Genomic DNA, 22758 nt, shown 5'->3' on the forward strand with positions numbered 1-22758 from the left:
GCCGTCGGCGGTGGCGGCGAGGCCCTCGCCGCGGGTGCCGTTCGAGGCCAGCTGCAGGGTGCGGCGCGAGGCCAGCTCGATCATGGTCACGACGCCCTGATGCGGGACGGACTGGTCCCCCTGGGCGACCGCGCGCTGCGGCAGCGCGCCGGATGCGAACAGCAGCCCGGCCAGCGGGGTGCCGGCGCGGCCGAAGGCGATGCTGTCCACCACGCCCGCCAGGCGGTATTCGCGCTGCGCCTGCCCCGCCTTGGCGCCCGTCATCGGGAAGCTCAGGATGTCCGTGGTTGCATTCGGCAGCGCGCCGTTGATGGTGGCGCCGGTCGACGCGACGGCCCACAGGCGGCCGTCCGGACCAAACGCCATGCCGGTCACGTGCGCGTTCGAGAAATGGGTCCAGGCGCTGGACGGATTTTGGGTGTGGGCGTCGAAAATCTCGATGCCGGAACCCGACGAAATATAGATCAGGCCACTGTCCGGATCGATGGCGAGCGCACCGGTGAGCGGCGCGCCGCCCGGTCCGGCGACGGTACGCAGCACGGCGCCCGATTGCGGGTCGACCTGCAGCAGCTCGGCGCCGGTCGCGATCCACAGCTGGCCGAGCGCATCCTGGGCCATCACCAGCACGGGCGCGTCGAGCACGAAGCGCGGCACGGTGGACTGGCCGCCGTTCTTCGGATACGCGAAGACTTGATTGCGGTCGTGGCCCGCGCTCGCGAGCACGGTACCGTCGGCCAGTTCCAGCAGCGCCATCGCGCCGATGTCGGCCTGGCTGGCGCCGAAGCCGCTCGCGAAGCTCTGCAGCGAGAACGGCGCGAGGACGCCGCGCAGGTCGGCCACGCGGGTGCCCGACACCTGGCCCGGCAAGGCGGCGCCGGCCTGCTGGAACAGATCGTTGGACGCATAGGTGCGGTCCTGCGGCGCGTCCGGCGTCTGCGTCGAGGTGGTCACGACCTGGGTGCCGCCCAGGCTCGTCGCGACCTGCTGCGCGCTGCCGTCGTCCGGCAGCACGGCGTTGAGGATCGCGGCGGCCTCGCGGTTGCCGGCATAGTCCGTGGCCGCGGCGAGGAACTGGTAGCTGTGGCCGGCGCGGCCCGTGAACGTGGCCTGGCCGCCCGCTCCCGCCACCTGGCTGCGCCAGATGCTGAAGTTGCCGCCGTCTTCCGCGACGTACACGGTGACGTACCTGACGCCGCTGGCGTCATCGGTCGCGTGCCATTGCACGAGGTAGGTCGGGGCACCGGCAGCGTCCGTGCCGCTGGCACTGGCCGTGAGCGTCGTTTGCGGCGCGCCCGCGTCCAGCGTGTAGCTGATCGCTTGGCTGGACAGCGGCGGCGCATTGCCGAAGGCGATGGTGGCGCTGGCGGTCAGCACGGCGCCGGTCGGCGCCGCATCGGCCGCGGCGACCGTGTACGAGACGAAGCCCGCAGCGGCGCCGGAACCGGCGACGCCGTCCAGCAGGCCGCGGGTGGCGCCGGACAGCACGGCCCCCGTGTTCGGGTCGATCGCCTGCAGCAGCCACGACACGGTGCGCGTGTCCTGGTCGACGCCGCCGGAGACGCGCAGGATAAAGCCGGCGCTGGCGGTGTAGTCGAAATCGCCCTGGAACGCGGCGCGGTCGGCCGGGACGTGCAGGGTCAGGTTGCCGACCTTCAGATCGCCCAGGCGCACGGACGACGTCGACAGGTTGGGGTCGAGCTGGGTGACGATGCGGATCTGGCCCTGCGGCGTGGCCGTGGGGTTGGTGAACGAGACCGTGAACGGCAAGGCCTGGCCCGCCGGCACGAAGCTGGCGCCGTCCGGGTTCGGCTGCGCGCGCGGACCGCGCACGCTGACTTCCGCGCCGGCGTCCTGCGCGCTGGTCGCCTGCTGGATGTATTGCAGCAGGTTGAGCGCGTTCGGGCCGACCGGGCGGAAATCGCCGTCCAGCAGGCCGATCTTGCGGAAGTATTCCAGCTGAGACTGGCCACCCACGAACAGGTTCAGGTCCAGGAAGTGCGTGCTGGACGCGGGCGCGTTCGGGTCGACGTAGTCCGTCGCGTCGGGCGCGAAGGCCACCGGGCTGGTGGCTTCGTACTTGTCGGTGTGGCGCTCTTCGATGTACCAGGTGGGCGCGACGGCGGCCTGCGGGTCACCGGTGAAGGCGGCCGTGTCGCCGTACCACTTCTGGACCTGGCTGAAGAAGCCGAGGATGCCGGCCTGCGTCGTGTAGGCCTGCTGGTCCTTGTTGAGCAGAATGCCCGACGCCAGCATCGCGTTCAGGCTCATGACGAGCGGGTCGCGCAGCACGGGCGGCGCGTCGCCGGCCGGCAGCAGCATGCCGCCCTCTTCCAGCGCGGCCAGCCAGCCCTGTTCCCATTGGGTGCGGTTCGCAGCCAGCACTTGCAGCGACTGCGGCGCCGCCGCATCGGCCAGGATCGCCGTGCGCAGCTGGTCGGCATACGCGGTCTGCTCGGCGATGAACTGCGTGCGCGTGAGCGACGTGGCACTGGCGAACACGTTGAAGCGGAACGACAGTGACAGCAGCTCGTCGCCGTCGATGTTCATGCCCGTGTCGTCGTCGATCGTGTAGAACTTGGACATCAGGCCCGGCTGGATCGAGTCCAGGTCGGACGGGCCGCGATCCAGCTTGCCGCTGGCCGCCCAATCCGGATGCAGCGCGTACAACGCCTGGCGCAGCGCCGGGAAGTCCTGGGCCAGCCAGGCTTTCAAGGCCGGATAGGTCTGCAGGCTGAAGGTACGGTCGATCGTGCCGGCGCCGGCCAGGTCGAACGCATAGCCCGGCGCCAGGTTGAAGCCGCGGATGTCTTGCGCGCCGTCGAGGCCCGACCACGGAATGGACGGCAACGACGCTGCGTTGGTCGGCGTGGAACCGTAGGCCTGGCTGTTGCCGCTGGCGTCCAGCACGGCGCCCGGCGGCTGGCCGCCCACATTCGCGCTGAACGTCACGTACGGGATGCCGAGCGCCGACAGCAGCTGGGAACTGTTGCCCAGGTTGGTCGCGCCGACGTCGAAGCGCACGTAAGGCGTGTCGACGTTGGTCAGGCTGTGCAGCGACACGGTATAGGTGCCCTGCTCGCCCGGCTCAAGGTTTTCCGGGCCGCCGATGCCGACCGTGACATCCGGCTCGATCTGCTGCTCGACCAGGTACTGGTAGGCCTGCGTGACGCTGCTGCCGTCCTGGTTGATCACCTTGACGTCGTACAGGCCATGCGGCACGCCGGACAGGTTGAAGATGGCGCGGATGTGGGTCGCGTCGAGCACTTGCCAGCTTTGCGGCTGGATCTCGAACACGCCGGGGCGCGACAGCTTGACCAGGGCGCCGGCGTTGAAGCCGGCTCCGTAGATATCCATCGTGACGAACGGATGGTCGGCGTCGCCTGTCCCGCCTTCGCTCGGCGTGACCTTGGTGATCGACAGCGGCACCAGGTCGGCGCGCACCGTCACCGGCGTGTTGGCCGCGGTCTGGGCCGAGTGCACCAGCACGTAATAGGTGCCGGCCTTCGTGGACGGAACGAGGGCCGTCTGGTCGGCCGCCACGGCGTCGGTGTAGGCGGCGTCGTAATTGAAGCCGCTCGGGATGTCGCCGTAGCGGACATACACTTCGTTGGCGCCCGATGCGGCGCTCGAATCGAGCAGCACGCGCAGGGTCTGGCCGGCGGCCACCGTCACCTTGTACAACAGCGACTGGCCGGACGACAGCGTGGCCGCCGCCGGCATGCCGACGACGAGTTCCGGCACCGTGACGTGGATCGCGTTGCCGGCCGCCGCAGCCTGCAGCGGGTTGCGGCCCTGCTCGACGAGGTCGTACACGTCCGGACGCACGACGACGTGCCAGTCGCCGTCCATCATCGCGGGCAGGCTGGCCGTCAGCGAGCCGGTGTAGTCGCCCCCGGCGGCCACGCCGCCGTTGTGGTCGACACGGCCGAGCAGGATCGCGCCCGTGGTCCAGGTGGTGCCGCGCGTGAGATAGACGGCGTCCGTCCAGCTGCCGCCGGCGGCATTGGCCGAATCGTTGTGCACCGTGTAGCCGATGGTGATGCTGTCGCCCACCTTGGCGACGGTCGGCACGTTCGCCGTCGTCACCTGCAGGTTGACGGGCGGTGGCGCCGAGATCAGCGTCGGGCTCAGGGACGCGGCCATGTTCTGGGCCTGGTCCTGCGGCAGCTCGATCACGGCCGCCTGGTTCGCACCCCTGGCATTGGCCGGGTTGGTGACGACGAACACGTAATACGTGCCGGACAACTGGGGCGGCGCCTTGAACGTCAGGTCCTGGCTATAGGTGCCGTCCGCCCCCAGGCCGCCACCGTGGGTGGCATAACCGAGCAGCGTGTCGCGCGCCAGGTCGAGGTTACGGTCGCGCGACAGGTAGACGAGATCGGTCCAGCTGGACTGGTCCGGCGGCGTGGCGCCGCCGCGGTTGGCGATCGTGTACTGCACGTGCAGGTCCTGGCCGGCGGTGACCGTRGCCGGCGCGGTGACCTGGGCCACGCGCAGGTTCGGGGGCACGGCGGCCGACACCGGCAGCGCGATCCACGACACGTTCTTGCCCGCGTTCTTGTACATCGGGACGCCGCCGGCGCCGGTGCGGTCGAACTGGGACACGGTGTCCAGGCCCGTGCGGATGTCGCTCGGCGTCGGGTTGTCGTAGTTCTTGCCGATGTCGGTGCTGGCCTTGACGATCAGGTTGAAGTCGCCGCTGATCGAGGTCGGCAACGTCACGGTCGCCGTGTTCGTATAACTCTCGCCCGGCTGCAGGTAGCGCGGCTTGCCGTCCGTGCCCGTGAGCGTGGTGGCGCGTACGCGCATCAGGCGCTCGATCTGGCTGCCGTCCGACACCAGCGGATAATCGCCCGCCGCGATGGACGTGCCGTGCGACAGGAACACGCCGTCGTACCAGCCGTTCACGCGGGTGGCGCGGTTGCCCGTGTTCTGCACGGTCCAGGTGATGGTGACGGTTTCGCCGGCGACCGGGTGCGGGTCGGACACGGTGATCGTGTCGACGTGCAGCGCCGGTTCCTTGTACACCACGTCGATCACGCCTTGGCCGACGTTGTTGGCGGTCCGGGTGCCTTCGTAGGCGACGGAACGGAAGCGGTCTGCGGTAGCCGCGTTGGTGCCGCCGCCCAGCGCCTGGTCGGCCACGCGGTAGTACATCGGGTCGTAGCGGTAGTTCGGGTCGTTGTTGGCGATGACGTAGATGTAGTACGGCCCTTCCGTGCCCGGCGGCGGCGCGACGTTGGCCGTCGTGGTGTAGCTCTGCCCCGCGCCGAGGCCGGCGGCGTTGTCGTGCACGACGCTGGCCAGCAGGGTCGCGCGGCCCGGGATGAAGGTCGGGTCGGAGCTGAAGTAGATGTTGTCGATCCAGCTCTTCGTGTTGTTCCACACCGCCGCGCCGTCGTTGGTGACGGTATAGGTGATCGTGGTCGGCTCGCCCGAGGCGATCTCGGTAGCCGGACCGCGCACGCTGGTCACGCGCAGGTCGGCCGGCGCATCCGTCACGACCGAGCTCACGGCCTTCGCGTTGTTGGCGCGGGTGACGTCGCTCATGTGGCCGAGCACGTCGGTCTGCACGACCAGGTACTGGCCGGTGGCCTGCGGCGCCAGCAGCACGGTGTCGGACACGGTGTAGGTCTGGCCCGTCGTCATGCCCTGGTTGCGCTCGTAGGTGCCGAGCAGCCAGCGGTGCGTGGCCCTGGACAAGTCCGGGTTGTCGGCCAGGTAGACCTGGTCGGTCCACGCGCCGTTGCCGTTGTCGCCGCTGTTGCGCACCGTGTAGCTGAAGCTGTAGTTGGTCCCCGCCTGCGCCGCGGGCGGCGCCTGCACGGCCGACACGTTCAGGTCCGGCACGCCGACGCCGATCACGTCGACGGCGCGCGCCTTGTAGTTGTCGCTGTAGATCGTGGTCGGATCGTCCGGGTTCGCGTTCGAAGCGAGTGTCGTCTGCGCGATCACGTTCAGCGGGTTGGTCCAGACCGTAAGGTGGTATTGGCCGGAGCGCACGTCGCCCGGCAAGGTCACGCTCAGGCTGCCGTGGTAGCTCGCGCCCACGTCGAGCGCGCCGCTGTGCGTGGTCGTCGCGAGCAGGATGTCGCCCTTGCTGGGTGACGGCTTGCCGGTGCTCGTGGTGAGCCAGACGGTGTCGGTCCACGTCTCCTTGTCGCTGCCGTCCGCGGCCCGCGTCGCGGCGGAACCCTTGTTCGTGACGGTGTACGACACGTTGAACGTGGAGCCGTAGGTCAGCTGGTCCGGCGCGGCGACGTCGCTCATCACGAGGTCCGCGAACGGCACCGAATCGACCTGGAACACCTTCGAGATCACGTTGTCGCCGTCGGCCGGGAATTCGTCGATGTTGTTGTTGGCGTCGGTCTGCACGATCACGTAGACCGGGCCGCTGTAGCGCAGCGGGACGGTGAACGACGCGGTCTGGCTCGTGTAGCTGGTGGCGCTCGGCAGGGCCGAACCGTTCGGCAGGCTGGCCACCAGCACCGAGTTCGCGTCGAGCTTGCCGTTCAGCGACAGGTAGACGTTGTCGGTCCAGCGCCCGGTCGCTTCCACCGGGCCGTTGTTCGAGACCTGGAAGCTGACCGACGTCAGCGTGCCGGCCGTCGCGCGGTCCGGCACCGTGATGCCAGTCACCTGCAGCTCGGGGCGCGGCTGCAGGATCACGTTGATCGCCTGCTGCGAATCGAGCGTGTTGTTGGTGACCGCGCTGCCGTATTCGTACAGCGCATGGTTGGCGTTGGTCACGACGCGCAGCCGGTACGAGCCCGTCATGTGGGCCGGGATGCGGATGTCCTGAGTGCGGGTGTACGTGATGCCGCGGTCCAGCGTCTGCGTGTACGTGAAGCTGCCGACCGATACCGGGGCGCCGCCGTTCGTGGGCACCAGGTACAGCGTGTCGGTCCAGGGTCCGGCGCCGGCCGCGTCGCCGTTGTTGACGACGGTCCAGGTGACGGGCATCAGGTCGCCCTCGTGGACGCTGTCCTGCACGGCGATCGACTGCACCGCCAGGTCGGGCGAAGGCGCCAGCGTGACGGCCACGGCGCCCGACGCGCCGCGCGCGTCGCCCGTGTGATTCAGTTCGAACGGCGTGCCCGCGTCGGCGCCCGCGACGAACACGTACCACGTGCCGCTGATCCCTTGCGGGAGTACGGCGCCGAGCGCGCCCGTATAGCCCTCGCCCACGGCCAGCTGGCCGAGGTGGGACACGGTGCCGAGCTGGTAGGTCGTGCCGCCGCCGTCCGGCTGCGACGCGAGCCAGACGCGGTCGCTCCAGTTGCTGCTGTCGGTCACGCCGATGCCGCGGTTGGCGATATTCCAGCTGATCGCCACCGGTTGGCCCGACACCGGGGTGCCGCTGACGGTCACGGCGGACAGCACGAGGTCGGCGTAAGGACGCGGCATCACGTCCAGCGCTTGTGCCGATTTCAGCGTGTTGCCGGCCGTCTGGCCGTTCTGCCACACGGCCTGGTCGGCGTCACTGACGACGAAGATGTTGCCGTGGCGCGCATACGCCGGCGGGAACTGGTACGTGACGGCGCCCGTGTAGCTCGCGCCGGCCGCCAGCGGACCGTCGTGGTGCCAGGTGCCCAGCACCACCGCGTCGCGCGCGTCGGCCAGGTTGTCGGCCGTCGTGTAGATCACCTTGTCGGTCCAGCTGTTCGTGCTGCCCGGGCCGACGCCATTGTTGGTGACGGTCCAGCGCACCGTGACGCTGCCCGGGTCGTCGATCACCTGGGCCGGGGCCTGGATGTTCGATACGGCCAGCACCGCGTAATCGTTGAGGGCGACATCGATCGCCAGCACGCCGGTGTTGTTGACCAGCGCGCCCGCTTCGTCGTTGGCACGGGCCGCGTCGGAGACGACCACGAGCCGGTAGGCGCCGGACGCCGGGACCGGCAGCTGGAAAGTCAGCTGGCTGGCCGCGCTGGTGCCCGCGGCCATGCCGTCGTGGCTCACGCTGCCCAGCAGGACGGCGTTATTGTCCACCACGCCGTTGCGGGTCAGGTAGACGCGTTCCGTGTACGGCCGCGCATCCGCGTTGCCCTGGTTGCGGCTCATCCAGCCCAGCGTGACGGTGCGCCCGCCCTGCAGGGTGCCGGCCGTGGCAAGGCTGTCCACGGCGAGATCCGGCGCCGTGAGGGTGATGGCGCTGCTGCCGGTGCGCAGCGGGTTGGCCGGTTCGTTCAGCGCGTGGCTGGCGTCGGCGCTGAGCTCGAGGCGCCATGCGCCCGGCGCGATCGTGTCCGGCACGGTCACGTTGATGGTCCGGGTGAAGCTGGTGCCCGGCGCCAGGTCGCGCTGCACGCCGGCGGTGTAAGGCAGGTTCACGCTCGCGCGCTGGCCGGTCGGGTCGACGAGGCGCAGGGTCTCGAGGAGGAAGCCGGTGGCGTTCGCGTTGCCCTGGTTCGAGACGGTATACGTCACCTGCACCGTGCTGCCGGCACGCCAGCTCGCGGTGGACGGATTGAGGGTGTCGACGACGAGATCCGGTCGCGGCTCGGGCAGCACGGTCGTCGACGTGGCGGCCGCGCCGACGTTGGCGGCGGCATGGTTGCCGAGGTAGGTGCTGCCGAAGGCGTCGGCCTTGACGATGAAGTACCATGTCCCGACGGTATCGGTCGGCGGCGTGAAGTCGAGGTGGCCCGTGTAGCTGGCACCCGCGTCCACCGCGCCCACGTGGGTCACGGAGCCGAGCAGGCGTGCGCTGCTGCCCAGCGTCGGCGAAGGCGACAGCCAGACCTGGTCGACCCAGGTGGCCGCGTCGGTGCCGAGCGTGCCGTCGTTGCGCACGGTCCAGCTGAACGTCGCGGGGACGCGCGCATACAGCTGCGCCGGCACGCTGTCCAGCACCGGCACGAGTTGCGTGTACGTCTGGGCGATGGCGATCGGCCCGGACAGGCGCGTGTTGTCCGCGCGGGTATCCGGTTCGAGCACGGCGCCGCCGGCGTCGGTGATGACGGCGATGCGGAAGTTGCCCTCCAGGCGCGCCGGGATCTGCACCGACAGCGACGCGGCATAGCTGCCGCCCGCCGCCAGCGGGCCGGTGTGCGTGAGGTTGCCCAGGGTCTGGTTGTAGGCGGCGCCGGCCGCGTCGGTGCCGATCAGGACGACGCGGTCGACCCAGCTGCCCGACGCATCGGCCAGGCCGCCGTTGGCGACGCTCCACGTGACCGTCACGCGGCTGCCCGACGCCGCGCTGGTCGGTGCGCCGACCGTGGCCACGCCCAGGTTCGGATACAGGTGGGCGGTGGTGGTGAAGCCGCCCTGGCTCGCCATCGGCGCGCTCGGATTGCCGGCGGCGTCGACCTCGAACAGGCTGGCGCTGCCGCCCACATTGCTGTCCGGCGTGACCGTGACGACGAAGCGTCCGGTACCGGCAACGCCGGCCGGCAGCGCGAAATTGACGCTGCGCTGGCGCGATGCGCCGGCCGCCAGCACGGTGCCGGCGTCGCCCGGGAACGCGTACGACGTGTCGAGCACGATCGCGCCCGGCGTGCCGTCGTCGTTCAGCCGGCGCACGGTGACGCGGTCCGGGAAATTCGCCGGCGCCGCGACGCGGCCCTGGTTGACGTCGGTCCAGACGAGGGTGACGGTATCGCCGTCACGCGCATCGGCCTGTACGAGACCGATGTCGCGCGCCACCAGCGACGGCCCGACCACGAGCGCACGCACGGCCGCGTTGTCTTCGGCGGCGCTGCCCGCGGCGGTGTATTCCGCGACCTGCTTGAGGGCATCGACGGTGACGCGCAGCTCGAAGCGGCCGACTGCGTCCAGGCCCGCCGGCCAGGTGAGGATGGCGCTGCGCGCCGCCTGGCTGCCCGCCGCCAGGTTCTGGTCCGTGAACAGCTGCGACAGGTCCGCCACCACGGTGCCGGTGGTCAGGTTCAGCAGCTGTACCCGCTCGCTCCACGCGCCGACGGCCGCGCCGCTGCCGTGATTGACGGCGTTCCAGCTGACGGTGACGCTGTCGCCGGCCTGCCAGTCGCTCGCCGGCGACAGGGCGAGGCCGCCCACCTGCAGGTCCGCATACGGCGCCAGGGCGCTCGTGCAGGCCGTCGATGCGACGTTGTTGCCGAGCGCCGCGCCCACTTCCGGCTGGGCGTTGTCGGCATCGGTTTCCACCGAGACCACGAGGTTGCCGGTGCCGGCCAGGCCGTCCGGCAGGCGCAAGCGCACTCTGCGCGCGACCGATGCCCCCGGTGCCAGCGGACCGCTGTCCGCCTCGCGGTACGGCACTGCGGCCTGCAGCACCACGGCGCCGGTGTCGGCGTTGCGCACGACCACGCGCTCGCCGAAGTCGCCGCTGGTCGGCTGCACGCCGCCGTTGCGGGTGGTCCAGCTCACGTCGATGTAGCCGCCCGACTCGATCCGGGCGCCGGCCGCCGCGACGGCCAGGTCGGCCACGGTCAGGTCGACCTGCTGGACGCTCGTGCTGACGTCGATGATGCGCGGCGGCTGCGGATGATTCACGTAGGCCGTCATCGTGTACGGCGTCGGGTCGTCGAAGCGGTGCACTTCGCCCAGCACGATGGTGTAGCGGCCGGACATCGTGGCCACCAGCTGGTCGCTGCCGACATCGTCCAGGTAGACCGTGCGGCCGGCCGGGTCGACCACTTCCACCCGCGCCGTATAGTTGTTGATGTAATAGCCCCACCAGTAGTCGGGGTCCGGACGGCGCGTGACCGCCGCCATGCCGGAGAACGCGAGGAACAGGTTGTCGCCCGCCTGCAGGTCGATCGCGTACGTCGCGCGCACGCCGCTGGGCTGCAGGGTGCCCTGGACCGGCTGGCCGCTCGCCAGCACCGGCACCGTGTCGAGCGGCTGCAACGTGAAGCCGAACGGCGTCGTGCGCGAGTAGTAGCCGCGCAAGCTCAGCGTGTAGGTGCCGGCGGCCAGGGTCATCGTGTGATCGGTGCCGGCCGGGTCCTGGTGGCGGTCCCAGTTGAACGAGCCGCTCGCCAGCGTGCCGCCGGTGGCGCCGTCGCGCAGGTTCCAGTTCAGGGAGTCGGACGGATACACGGCCACCGTCTGCGGCTGCAGCTGCACGGTGACCGGGTGGTCGATGGTGAACGTGTACGCCGCCTCGGGCGTGTGCGCGTCGAGCGTGCCGGTGACGGGCTCGCCCAGCGTCAGGCCGGCCGGCACCACGCTGCCGTTGGCGAGCGCGAAGCCGAGCGTCATGCCGGGGCTTGCCACGGTCGGATTGCCGATCAGCAGATACACCGGGCCGTCCTGGGTGACGGCGAACGGCGCGACGCTCGTGCCGAGCGTGGCGCCGGCCAGCACCTGGCCGTAGCGGTTGAGCAGCGTGTAGCGGCGGCCGCCGAACTGCCCGGCCGTGAACTGGTCGAAGCGCAGCGTGTCGCCGGCGTGCGCGTCATACACGTACGCCAGCGATGCCACGTCCGGCAGCACGGTGCTGAAGGCCTGGTCGCGCAGCAGCGGCGCAGCCGTGCCGTCCAGGCGGCGCACCGTGAAGTCGTAGGTGCTGCTGTAGTAGTTCTGGGTCAGCTTGACGGTGTACGTGCCGGCCGGCAGCCAGGCCGGATCGTCGTAGGACGTCATGTAGGTCGTGCCGCTGGCGTCCGTCAGCGTGAGCGACTGGTACTGCCCGGTCCAGTCGGCCATGCTGTTGCGGTCGACGTACCACAGGCCGGCCGTATCGAGCGAGAACTGGAAGCTCTGGCTGGTATTCGCGCCGATCGTGCCGGCCGCATTGTAGGTGGACTGCACCGGTTCCACGGTGCCGGCCGTACCGACGGTCGCCGTCAGATTGAATGCGTTGGAACTGCCGTCTGCCTGGGCCGGACGGATCACCCGCACCAGCCAGGTGCCGTTGCGGTCGAACGTATAGTCGAAGGCCGTGCCGGACGTCGGGTTCCAGTTGTAGCGTGCGTTGCCGTCCGGGTCGACCAGCTGGACGGTGCCGGTGACGCCGGCCCAGGTGGTCTTTTCGAAATGGAGCTTGTCGCCGGCCATGCCGCCGAGGTTCCACAGCACGACCGGTGCCGCGCCGTCGCTCTGCTGCAGGTTGCGCGGCGTGCCGGCCGAGCGCACGTCCGTCTGGACGGCCTGCACGGCCGTGAACGACAGTGTGCTGGCGCCGGCCAGCGACGACGGATCGACGGCCAGGCTGTAGCTGCCGGCCGGAAGCCAGGTGTACCAGGTGTCCGGACCGCTGCTCACGTAGCGGTAGCCGCCGACCTGGATCCCGTCCGCGCCGATGATGCGCAGCAGGAGCGTGCCGGCGCTGGCACGCAGGTTGTCCAGCTCGACCCAGCCTGCCGTCGTCACGTCGAACGCGAGGCGGGCGCTGTCGACGCGGTTGGGCAGCGTCACCGCTTGGGCCTGGCCCAAGGCCAGCGTGCCGGTCACGGTGGCCGGACGGTGGAAGGTGGCGGTGAAGTCGACCGGGGTCGCGCCGGTGCCGGTCTGTTCGACGAGCATATAGACCGGCTCGCCCTGCGGCGACGTGAACGTGATGGCGCCGTTGCCGGAATAGCCGTCGGCCAGCCAGGTGTTCGATGGGCTGAACAGCTTGTAGTGCAGCTGCGCGCCGGCGGCATCGAGGGCGAAGGTATACGGGAGACCGGACAGCAGGTCGACGCGGTACAGGGCCGCGGCCGCGTTGCCGGGCGCCGTCCCGTGCAAGGCCTCGGCGCCGCTCAGCAGCGGCGCCGCCTTCGCGTCGAGCAGGGCGAACGCGTAGCTGGGCGTGGCGGCGCCGTCGGCGCGGGCGATCACGCGCCAGGCGCCCGGTTCGAGGGTCATGATGGCCGGGCTGCCCGTCTGGCCGGAGCCGATCCACGCGTACTGGTTGCCCTGGGCGTTCTGGACGATGAGCGTGGCGTTGCCGCCGCGCGGATCCAGCACCAGCGTGGTCGGGCGGTCGAGCGTGAACGTGTAGGCGTTGTTGGCGCCGGGCTGCGCGAGCGCGCCCGCCACCTCGTCGCCGAGCGTGAGCGGCACGACCGGATCGGCCGGTGCGCTCACCGTGAGATCGACCGCGCGCGGTGCGGTGTCGTTGTAGTCGCCGGAGATGGACAGGATGTAGTCGTCCGTCGCCGTCACGACCTGGCGCTGGCTGCCGTAGCCGTTCGCCACCATCGTGCCGTCGGAGGCGTACAGGTTCCAGTACTGGGTGGTGCCGCCGCTGACCGCGTGCGGATCGATGAACAGTGCCTGGCCCGCGCTCGCGCTGATGCGGAAGACGCTGGAGGCGCGGCCCTGGTCGCTGGACACGCGCACGGTCGTCCCCGGCGTCAGCGCCGGTATGTCTTGCGCGAGAACGGTGGCGAGGCGGTAGCTGCCCGGCGCCATCCCGCCCGGCGTGTAGCGGATCGCATAGCTGCCTGCGCCCAGCGTGTACCAGCCGCGCTGGCCCGAATATACGCTCGGCACCTGCGCGCCCGGTTCGTCGGTGCGCACCAGCCTGACGTCGTAATTGTACGCTTCCGTGTCCAGCCACATGGTGGTCGGCGCGGCCAGCGTGAAGGTGTAGGTGGCGCGGTCGGCCGGGGTGGCAAGGGTRCCGCCGACGACCGTGCCCGGAGTGTAGACGGATTGCGGGCGTGATGCCTGCGAGACCGTGAACGCGGTGCTGCCATTGATCGGCGTCGAGTACTGGCGCGCGAACATCTGGATCGTGTAAGTGCCGGTCAGCGGCGCGTCGATGGCGAAGCCGGACGAGCCGTAGTACTGCAGCGTGCCGGACGTGACGCTCTGGCCGTCCGGGCCCAGGACGCGGTAATCGTAGTATTGGGCGTAGCCGATCCCGTTCGTCGCCGCGACCCACACGCCCTGCCCCGCCTGCAGCGGCAGTTGCAGGCTGTCGGTCTCGCCATTGGTCCAGGTGACGGTCGTGCCGCCGCCGACGGCCAGCGGCGCCGTGCCCTGGTGCAGATGCGCCGTGTACGAATACGTGGCGCCCTGGTTGCCGCTCACGTAGCCGCTATAGAACGCGATCCGGTACGTTCCCGCGGCCAGGGCGAACGACGGCGTGGAGCTGCTGTTCGACACGTTGCCGACGTTGCGGCCGAACGCGTCGAGCACCGACACGCTGGCGCCGACCAGGTTGGTCAGCACCAGCTGGGCCGGCGCATCGAGCGTCACGGTGTAGTACTGGGCCTGGTAAGCGCCCGTGAACGTGCCGCTCGCGGCGTGGCCGAGCGCCAGCGGCGCGTCCGCGCGCGGCGTCAGCACGAAGGAGACCGGCTGGCTGGCGGCGCCCCACGGCTGGTGCTTGACCACCAGCAGATAGTGGCCGCTCGCGGTGGCGGTGGTCAGTCGCTGCAGGCCCGAGTACGCGAACGAGCCCGCGCCGGCCACGTTGCCGGCGGCGTCATACAGCGTCCAGTCGTTGCCGCCCAGCGCGGTGGACAGGCGCAGCCACGTGTCCATGCCGCCGTCCAGGTTCAGGTCGAACAGGTTCACGGCGCGGCCGAGGTTCAACGTCGTGTTCCCTGCCAACGGCAGTGCCGTCGTCTCGCCGGCGCCGGACAGGCGGAACGACACGGCGCCGCCGCCGTTGGTCAGGGACAGCCGGTAATGGCCGGCGAAGAGATATTGCGGGACGCCGCCGTCCGTGCGGCCGCTGCGCACGTGGTCCGGACCTTCCAGGGTCCAGTCGGCGTAGCTGCCGCTTTCCCAGTCGAGCGTGACCCAGCCGTCGGCCGCCACGTCGAAGTCGAAATGCTGGACCGGCGCGACCCAGTTCCCGTCCGCACCGGGAGCGAGCGGCGCCAGCGGCGCGTTATCCGGACCGTCGGTCAGGCCGATGTCCAGCGTGGCGGGTGCCGTGCCGCCGGCGGCCGCGACACGGCGCACCAGCAGCCAGGCCGCGCCGTCCCAATGGGCCTGCGTGTAGATGTTGTCGGTGCCGCTCACGGCGTACGTCTGGCCGGTCGCATCGACCGTTTCCAGCACGAAGTCGGCGCCATTGCCGGCCAGCGCGGCGCTGAAACCGTCGTTGGCGCGCAGCTCGACGGCGAACAGGCGCTCCTCGCCGACCGCCATGCCGCCCAGATCGACGGGCGTGCCGGGCGTAGCCGGGGTGGCCGTCGTCATCGGACGCAGCGCCAGCGCCACGTTGCGGCCTGCCGCGCCGGTGTTATACAGGCGCAGCGTGTAATGGCCGGCGGCCAGGAAGGCCACCGGATCGGACGCGGGCCCCGCCCCGCCCTGCGACGGCACGAAGAATCCGCCGGACGACTGGCCGTCCTGCGCCTCGTTCCAGTGCAAGACGTTGCCGAGCGGGCCGTCCAGGCCAACCAGCAGGCCGTCCATATCGGCCAGGCCGCCCAGGCTCCACAGGCCGCTCGCGGCCACGTCGAACTCGATCGACGCGACCTGGTTGGCCGCATCGAACGCGACCGGCACGTCGGTCACGCGCCCGCCGTCCACCTGGCCCAGGTCCTGGTGCAATCCGGTGCCGGGCGGCGTGACGCGCATGTCGGGCGCCACGTCCAGCGCGGCGCCGGTCTCGCTGACCAGCATCAGGGTGTAGCTGCCACCCGCGGCCGGCGTGAATCCAGCCGCCGTGGCGCCATCGCCGGACAGCACTTGATTGCCGTTCGCGTCCAGGATCGTGTAGCGCACGTCGCGGGCGCCGTCGGCCGCCGTCCAGCTCCAGCGCGCGCCGGGTGCCAGGTCGAGGCGGAAGTAGGTCGGCACGTAATCGGCGTCCAGGTGGATCGTTCCCACCGCGTCCGCGCCCAGCGCCGGCGCGTCGGCCAGCGCGACCATGCGCACCTGGGACGTCGTCGACCAGTAATTGCTGAAGCGGACCAGGTACTGGCCCGGTTCCAGGTACCACCCGGACCCGTTGCCGCCGATCCAGCTGCCGTCCACGCCCTGCACGTCCGTCTCGACGTAGCCGCCGCGGCGGTCGGCCATGTACCAGCCGGCCACGTTCACCTGCAGGCCGTATTGCGGTCCGCCCTCGCCCAGCGGCACGGAAATCCAGGTGCCGGCCGGCAGCGCGCCGCTCGGCGCCGCGGGGATGGCCCCGTCGGTGCGGCCGAGGGTCGCGGTGAATGCCAGGCCGGCGCTGCCCGCGCCGATCCCGATTGACAGCGTGAACGGGCCCGCGTGGTAATCCTGGCGGAACGTCACGAGCCGGTGGCCGGTGACTTCATCGCTGAGCACGCTCACGCCGCGCAGGCGGCCCTGGGCGTCGCGCAGGCTGAAGTCCAGGCTGTCAACGCCGGCACCATCGCCCAGGTCGAGCACGAAGTCGCTCAACGCTGGCGCGTCGAACGTGAGCGTCGCATGCTGGCCCGCGTTCAGCGGGCCGAAGGTGACGGGCGTATCGGGCACGACGTCGAGATGCGGCTCCTGCGGTACCGGCGGCGCCTGCGCCACGTCGATACTCGTGCTGAAGTCGAGCGTGCGGGCGCCGTCGGCGCCGGTGTACAGCTCGAACAGATAGGTGCCCGCGGCCGGCGCGACGAAGCTGCCGGCATGCGTGCCATCGCCTTCGGTGAGGTAGTTGCCATTCGCGTCCAGCACCGTGTAGTGGACGTCCGACATGTCGCCGCCGGTCGGCGTGAAATTCAGTTCCTCGCCCGCCGCGAGGTGGAAGCGGTAATACGTGCCCACCCAGCCCGGATCCACGTTGGCGCTGACCGGACCGGCCGGCAGCGCGGGAACCGCGGCGGCGTCGGTCCAGCGCACGGCGGCATCCGCGCTCTGGTTCGTGTACAGGATGTAGTCGCCGGCCGGTACGTGGCAGGACCACATGTCGACGTCGACGAATTCACCTGTGGCAGCATTCTGCAGGGCCGTGTGCAACTCGCCCGCGGTGATGGTGTCGAGCAGCAGCGTGGCGTCGCTGGCCACGTGCAGGCGGTACGCGTGCACGCCGGCCGGCGCGGTGGGCGTGAACGCGCCCAGGACCGCGTCGCCTTGCGGCGCCGGCAGATCGTGCAGCGTGCGGGTGGCGGTGACGCCCAGCGGCACCGGTTCGCCCGACGACGGATTGACGACAAGTGAGAAGCCGTTGCCGAATCCCAGGTGTACGGTGACGAGGACGTGGCCGCTGGCCGCGTCGGTGCTCACGTCGGCATTCAGCCAGCCACCGAGGCCGTCGTAGGCGGCGACGTTCAGCTGGCCCGGCGGCACGCCCAGGTCGACCGTCACGTCGCTCAGCGACGGCGTGTCGAACGCGAGCACGTGCTGCTCACCCGGCTGCACCGWGCCGGCATCGACCAGTGCGCCGAAGCCGACCGGGGTCTGCGCGATAGGGCTCAGGAGGAAGCGCGCGCTGCCGACATCGCCGGTCGTGTTGCCGTACACCTGCACGTGGTAGCTGCCGTGGCGCAGGAACACGCTCGCCGACGCGCCCTTGCTGCCGCCGACGTTCGCGCCGGCGCCGCCGTCGGCCGTGAGCGTCCAGCCCGCGTTGAACGTCGTGGCGTCGTAGTCGTTGGCCAGCGTCCACCAGCCGTCCTGGGCCACCTCGAAGGCGAGCGCGTTGGTCCCGCCCGCGGCGACCGGCACGTCGTAGGTCGCGCTCGCGGCCGGATCGAGCGTGCCGGCGTCGACCGAGCCGTCCACGACGCGCGGTTGCAGGGTCAGCGTCGCGTCGGCGGGCGCGGCGGCGACGTTCGGATCGCGGGTCACGAGCACGTACACGTCCTGGTCGGCGGCCACCGACCAGATGCCGGCGCCTTGGGCGTCCAGCGGTCCGCTGGCCAGCAGGTTGCCGTGCAGGTCGTAGACGGCCGCGCCGTACGCGCCGTCGACCGCGCCTGCGGCGCGCAGCGCGTAGCTGGTGCCGGCCGTCACGTGCGTGCGCAGCAGGCGCATGGTCTGGCCGGCCGCGAAGGCGACAGGCACGTCATGGCCGGCATCGGCGAAGGCGGCCTGGCTGCCGACCGCCGTCGTGAAGCTGAAATCCGTGTTCGGGTTACTGAAGCTCAGCGTGTAGTCGCCGGCGGGTGCCCAGCCCAGCACTGCGGTGCCCGGCAGGGAGCCGTACAGGCTGCGCAGCGGGCCGTTGAACGACACATAATTGTTCGCCGCCGAGCTGACGACCACGAAGTCGTCCTGGGCCAGGTGCATCGCATAGGCCGGCGTGCCGCCGGCACCGTCGGCCTGGACGTCCTGCCCCACCGTAATGACGGGCGCGGACGGCGGCGTCACCGGCACGGCCGCGCGGCGCATGACGTCGAGGGTGGCGCCGGCCGCCAGCGCGGCCAGCGCGGTGACGGCGAGGTAGACCGGGCCCTGCGCCGCGTGGTCCGGCACATAGGTCGGCAGCGTCCCGAACGACACATCGACGCCATACGCATCGAATGCTTGCACGCGCACGTTGCCCTCGGCGGCACCGCCGCCCAGCAGAACGAAGGTGTCGTGCGAATTGCTCGCCAACTGGAACAAGCGGACGTCGCCCGCCGCCATGCCGTCCAGGCCCACGCTCGTGTCCAGCAGGGGCGCGGCCGCGAGCGGATGCGCGACGAAACGAAAGGTGCCGGGATTGATCCCCGCGTTCACGGTCAGCGTGTAATGCCCGGCGCGCAGCCAGGCGGCGTCGACGCCGTTCTGCAGGCCGACCTGGCCGGCCGGCCCCGTGAGCTGCCAGTTGGCGCCGGCGGGAAGCTGCGCCGTCTCGACTGCCCACGTGCCGCCCGCGGCCACGTCGAAGTCCACGGTAGTGCGCTGGCCCGGCGCGGCCAGGCTGCCCGCGAGCACGGTGTCCGCGTTCGTGGCCAGCGTACCGGCCGTGGCGCTGCCGGCACTCCATGGCGTCACGTCGATGCGGCCGGTGACGTCGTCCGCGTTGTCGACGTCGCCGCCGATCCAGACGTAGTAATCGCCCGCCTGCGGCAGCGCGACGGTGGTGAACTGGCCGGCCCGCAGGTCGCCGCCGGCCAGGGTCGCGTTGCCCGGGCCGAACACGCGCCAGTGCGCCCCGCCGCCGCTCAGCTGTGCGGACACGGTGAGCGCGCGCGCGTCGGTGACGTGCACCGTCTGCAGCGCATCCGCACGTGCCTGGCCCGCGGCCAGCACAAGGCCATTCGCGCCGGCCGCCTGCATCAGCGGCAGCACGAGCGGGCGCACGGTGACGCTCGCGGCGGCCGCGCTGGCATTGGTCAGCTGCAGACGGTAGGTGCCCGGCTCGAGCTGCACCGTGCCGCCGTAGTTCGTTTCATCCGCGTTCAGCTGGCCGCTGGCCACGTCGTACCCGGCGGGGCCGGTCAAGGTGTAGCGCAAGGCGGCATTGCCAGCCGCCGACAGCTGGTCGAGCACGAACCAGCCCCGCTCGGCGACGTCGAACGTATAGACGGCGGCCGCGCCGGGCACGGGAAAGTCCGCCTGCAGCGTGGCGCCGACGGTGGCCGTGCCCCGTTGCGGGGTGCTGCGGTAGACCGTGAAGCCGTAGTCCCGCGCCGACGTGCTGTCCGGGCCCTCGATGCTCAGGTAATAAGTGCCGCCGGCGGTCGCCCGCAGCGGTGCGCTGCCGTTCCAGTCGCTGCTGGCGACGACGCGTGCGTCCGGTCCGAACAGGTTCCAGCGCCACGTGCCGCCGTTGCGGTCCACGTCGACGAGGATCTGGTCGCCGGCCGCCGCGTCGAACGCGTATAGCGCGGCCTGCGTGGCCGGGGCCAGGGTGCCCGTCTGGGACTGGTTCACGGTGAGCGGCGCCGCCGCGTCGGTGCCGAGCAGGCGGAAGTCGTAGCGGCCGGTCTGGCCCTGGCTGCCGCTCACGCTCAGGCGGTACGTGCCGCCTTGCAGCTGCAGGAAGCGGTCGTCTGTGCCGACCAGCGCGTCGCTGCCGACCTGCTGGCCCAGGCCGTTCCTGAGGGTCCACTGCAGGCCCGTGCCGCTGACGCCGTCGAAGAAGAAGCGGCTGCTGTCCGTGAGGGTGAACTGGTAATCGTCCTGCTCGCCTGGCTGCAGGATCTCGCCCTGGATGTCGGTCACGCCCGGCATGGCGGCGTCGGGATAGCCGGTCACGGTCGTGCTGCCGATGCGGTTGCCGTCGGCGTCGAGCGTGTACAGCGTGCGGGTGTCGTCGATCGAGCGCAGGTTCGCGGTCAGCTGCGCCAGCGTGCCGGTCGCGGCCTGGCTCGCGGCCACCGTGCGGGCGTACACGCGCGTTTCGATCAGCCGGCCGGCGCCGTCGTACAGGGTCTGGGTCAGGCGGCCGTGCGGGTCGAGCGTGCCCGCGGGGTTGCCGTCGGCATCGAAGAAGTGGCGCGTGACCTGGTCATGCGCGGGGTCGGCGGCAACGGCGAAGCCGGCGTCGACGACGGCCGGCAGCGCGGCCACGTCGGCCTTGGCCGCGTACACGGTGGTGCGCACCGCCTGGCCGCGGCCGTCGTACTCGGTACGCGTGACGGTGCCCGCGGCGTCGATCGCCACGACCGGCCGCCCGGCCGCGTCGAATGCCTGCCAGCTGGCGCTGTCGGCGGGGTCGTGCGCGGGGCGCAGTGCGTCCAGCGTGACCGCGCGCGGCACGCCGTTGGCGTCGGCGAGCAGGCTCGTATCGACGGCCATCGCATAACGCAGCGTGCGCGTGCGCAGGCCGGCCGCGTCAATGGTGTATTCGGTGAGGATGCCGCCGGTGTCGACCTGGCCGACCTGGCGGCCGGCCGCATCGTACAGCATCCAGGTGGTGGCGCCGTCGGACGAGCGGGTCATGACGAGACGGCCGTCGGCGTCATACGCATTGGTCGTCAAGACCGTACCCTCGCCCTGCTCGCTCAGCGAGACCAGGTGGCCGGCGCCATCGTACACACGGGTAGCGACCGTGCCGTCGGCGCGGGTCAACGTCACGGTGCGCGAAGCATCGTCGTAACGGGTCGTGCTGGTGCCGGCGGCGTCCGTGGTGGACAGCACGCGGCCCAGCGCGTCATAGGTGCGCACGATCTGCGCGCCGTCGGGGCCGAGCGTCGACAGCAGGCGGCCGGCGCCGTCGCGCACGTCGATGGTCGTGGCGCTGCCGTTGGCGACACCGGCCAGGTCGGCCGCGGCGACGGCCAGGTAGCGCGTGGTGCGCGCGAGCTGGCCGTGAGCGTCGTATGCGAAGTCGGTGCGCTGCACGTCGGTGCGCGTGGCGGCGCTGCCGGCGGAAGGCAGCGCGTGCGCGACGCGGGTCGCCATGTCGGCGACGGTCTCGGTGCCGGTCAGCGCGGCGGCGCCGGGCAGGACGACGTCGTACGCGAGCGCGGTACTGCGTACGCCGTAGGCATCGTAGCGGTATTCGGCCACGCGGCCGGCCGCGCTGACGACGAAGCGCAGCAGGTGCGCGCCCGGCACCGACGTGTCGTCGTAGTAGTAGCGCATCGTCTGCGGCTGGGTCGGGCCGCTGCCGTCGGTGTCAGGACCGAGGTACACGGTCTCGGACGCGACCTGGTTGGCCGCGGTATAGGTCCAGCGCACGACGTTGCCGGCCCCGTCTTCCGCCTCGGTGCGATTGCCGTGCGCGTCGTACCGGTAGCGCACCGCGTGCGCGAGCGGATCGGTGATGCTGGTCAGGTTGCCGGCCGCGTCATAGCCGAACGCCGTGGCGGCGACCTGGCCGCCGTCGGCCGGCTGCTCGATCGCGGCCAGGCGATCCTGGACGTCGTAGGCGAACACGGTAACGCCGCCGTCCGGCGCCGTCACCGTCGTGCGGCGGCTTGCCGTGTCATAGTCGAACCGGGTGGTGTTGTTCAGCGCGTCGCGCACGCTGGCCACGCGCCAGTCGGCCCCGGCCTGCACATAGGTGAAGGCGAGGCTCGTGCCATCGCTCTGCGTGACCGTCGCGACGCGGTCGCTGGCGCCGTCGTAGGTATAGGCGGTCGCATACACGTTGCCGTCGGCGACGCTGTCGTCGTCCGGCGACAGATCCAGCTCCACGGCGCCGACGCGGCCGGCGGCGTCGTAGCGATAGCGCACGGCGGTGGCGCCGTGCCAGGTGCCATCCGCGCTCAGGGTTTCGACGCGCAACGACGCAAGACGGCCGTCCAGCCAGCCGTACACGGTACGCTCGCCGGCATCGCTCGTCACGCTGGCCAGTCGGCCGGCGTCGTCGTAGTCGTAGGCAAGCGCGTGGCCGCCCGCCTGGACGCTGCCACTCAGGCGGCCGCTCGGGCGGGCATAGGTTTCGACCAGGGCGCCGTCGGCGCTGGCGAAGGTGACATGGTCGGCGGCCAGGCGCGCGCGCGCGCCGTCGGCACCGAGATAGGCGTTGGCCGCCGCGTCCCACGTCAGAACCTGGGCCGAGCCGTCGCCCAGCGTGCGGACGACGGTGCTGCCGGCGTCGCCCGGCGTGCCTTCGAAACGGATGCTGCGGGCGTAGAACCCGAGGGTGGCATCCTGGCCCGGTTCGTCCTGGAACCGGCCCTGGCTGTTATACGTGCGCAGGAAGCCGAGATCGAGACCATGGTCGAGCAATTGCAGGTCGCGTTCGCGCAGCACCAGATTGCCGGTGGCGGCGTTGACGTAGACATCCTGCCCCGCCGCTCCCGCCTGCGCCTGGCCCATCTGGCCGCGCCCGCCGGCCACGTTGGCCGAGCTGAAGTTGATACCAAGACCATGTCCGCTAACAATCCCCACCATATTCAGGTTCCCTTTGGTTTGTCGTTTTCGGTGGAGTCCGGAGTGACGGACTCGCACGCTGCCGACAAGGCATCCGAGGTTTTGGCGAAGGGTTTAGGACTTTTTCGGAAGGCGCTGACAACCGAACCGGCATCGATGGGCTAACCGTGCAAAATAGGTTTTGTCGCGTTGACTGAGCAGTAGGCCCTCATCGGGTAGACTGTT

At 70.9% G+C, this 22758-nt stretch carries 1 protein-coding gene (running past one end of the window); it reads right to left on the reverse strand.

Annotated features, from left to right (window positions below):
* Positions 1-22554, reverse strand: the 5' portion of a protein-coding gene (locus tag AC1DYX_RS00305; protein ID WP_477255108.1) for a tandem-95 repeat protein. It extends 20118 nt beyond the left edge of the window; only the first 22554 of its 42672 coding nucleotides appear in the window; the start codon lies at positions 22552-22554; its stop codon lies off the left edge, out of view.
* Positions 22555-22758 lie beyond the last annotated feature (204 nt).

The sequence above is a fragment of the Massilia sp. P2_C2 genome, from assembly GCF_056404615.1.